We start from the raw sequence: 1,918 nt of genomic DNA on the forward strand, positions 1-1,918 counted from the left end.
GAGTTTATGGAAGAAGTTTTAATTGATGATAATATGGTTTTTGATATTGATAATTTAAAAGGATTTCTTAATGATACCAGTTCATTTGGGTTTATAGCTAAAGAAAATAATAAAATTATAGGATTTGCATATTGCTATACACTTTTAAGACCTGATGGAAAAACAATGTTTTATTTACACTCAATAGGAATGTTACCTAACTATCAAGACAAAGGTTATGGTTCAAAATTATTATCTTTTATTAAGGAATATTCTAAAGAGATTGGTTGTTCTGAAATGTTTTTAATAACTGATAAAGGTAATCCTAGAGCTTGCCATGTATATGAAAAATTAGGTGGTAAAAATGATTATAAAGATGAAATAGTATATGTATATGATTATGAAAAAGGTGATAAATAAATGAATATAGTTGAAAATGAAATATGTATAAGAACTTTAATAGATGATGATTTTCCTTTGATGTTAAAATGGTTAACTGATGAAAGAGTATTAGAATTTTATGGTGGTAGAGATAAAAAATATACATTAGAATCATTAAAAAAACATTATACAGAGCCTTGGGAAGATGAAGTTTTTAGAGTAATTATTGAATATAACAATGTTCCTATTGGATATGGACAAATATATAAAATGTATGATGAGTTATATACTGATTATCATTATCCAAAAACTGATGAGATAGTCTATGGTATGGATCAATTTATAGGAGAGCCAAATTATTGGAGTAAAGGAATTGGTACAAGATATATTAAATTGATTTTTGAATTTTTGAAAAAAGAAAGAAATGCTAATGCAGTTATTTTAGACCCTCATAAAAATAATCCAAGAGCAATAAGGGCATACCAAAAATCTGGTTTTAGAATTATTGAAGATTTGCCAGAACATGAATTACACGAGGGCAAAAAAGAAGATTGTTATTTAATGGAATATAGATATGATGATAATGCCACAAATGTTAAGGCAATGAAATATTTAATTGAGCATTACTTTGATAATTTCAAAGTAGATAGTATTGAAATAATCGGTAGTGGTTATGATAGTGTGGCATATTTAGTTAATAATGAATACATTTTTAAAACAAAATTTAGTACTAATAAGAAAAAAGGTTATGCAAAAGAAAAAGCAATATATAATTTTTTAAATACAAATTTAGAAACTAATGTAAAAATTCCTAATATTGAATATTCGTATATTAGTGATGAATTATCTATACTAGGTTATAAAGAAATTAAAGGAACTTTTTTAACACCAGAAATTTATTCTACTATGTCAGAAGAAGAACAAAATTTGTTAAAACGAGATATTGCCAGTTTTTTAAGACAAATGCACGGTTTAGATTATACAGATATTAGTGAATGTACTATTGATAATAAACAAAATGTATTAGAAGAGTATATATTGTTGCGTGAAACTATTTATAATGATTTAACTGATATAGAAAAAGATTATATAGAAAGTTTTATGGAAAGACTAAATGCAACAACAGTTTTTGAGGGTAAAAAGTGTTTATGCCATAATGATTTTAGTTGTAATCATCTATTGTTAGATGGCAATAATAGATTAACTGGAATAATTGATTTTGGAGATTCTGGAATTATAGATGAATATTGTGATTTTATATACTTACTTGAAGATAGTGAAGAAGAAATAGGAACAAATTTTGGAGAAGATATATTAAGAATGTATGGAAATATAGATATTGAGAAAGCAAAAGAATATCAAGATATAGTTGAAGAATATTATCCTATTGAAACTATTGTTTATGGAATTAAAAATATTAAACAGGAATTTATCGAAAATGGTAGAAAAGAAATTTATAAAAGGACTTATAAAGATTGATTATATAATATATGAAAAGCTATTATAAAAGACATTAGTATTAAATAGTTTAAAAAAATGAAAAATAATAAAGGAAGTG

2 protein-coding genes are annotated in these 1,918 nt (G+C 24.3%); both read left to right on the forward strand.

Going from position 1 to position 1,918, the window contains the following annotated elements; genetic code table 11:
* Positions 1–399: GNAT family N-acetyltransferase (locus tag KNP76_RS15460; RefSeq protein WP_000341232.1), on the forward strand; the 399-nt coding region annotated here is incomplete at its 5' end.
* Positions 400–1,839 (forward strand): bifunctional aminoglycoside N-acetyltransferase AAC(6')-Ie/aminoglycoside O-phosphotransferase APH(2'')-Ia, encoded by a 1,440-nt coding sequence (locus tag KNP76_RS15465; protein WP_001028144.1) that lies wholly within the window; start codon positions 400–402, stop codon positions 1,837–1,839.
* Positions 1,840–1,918 lie beyond the last annotated feature (79 nt).

This window comes from Exiguobacterium sp. s150, assembly GCF_018618435.1.
GTDB lineage: Bacteria > Bacillota > Bacilli > Exiguobacteriales > Exiguobacteriaceae > Exiguobacterium > Exiguobacterium alkaliphilum.

Bases quoted from the DNA above. Each gene is read 5' to 3' on its own strand.
- KNP76_RS15465 (WP_001028144.1), top strand. From the start codon at position 400: ATGAATATAGTTGAAAATGAAATATGTATAAGAACTTTAATAGATGAT.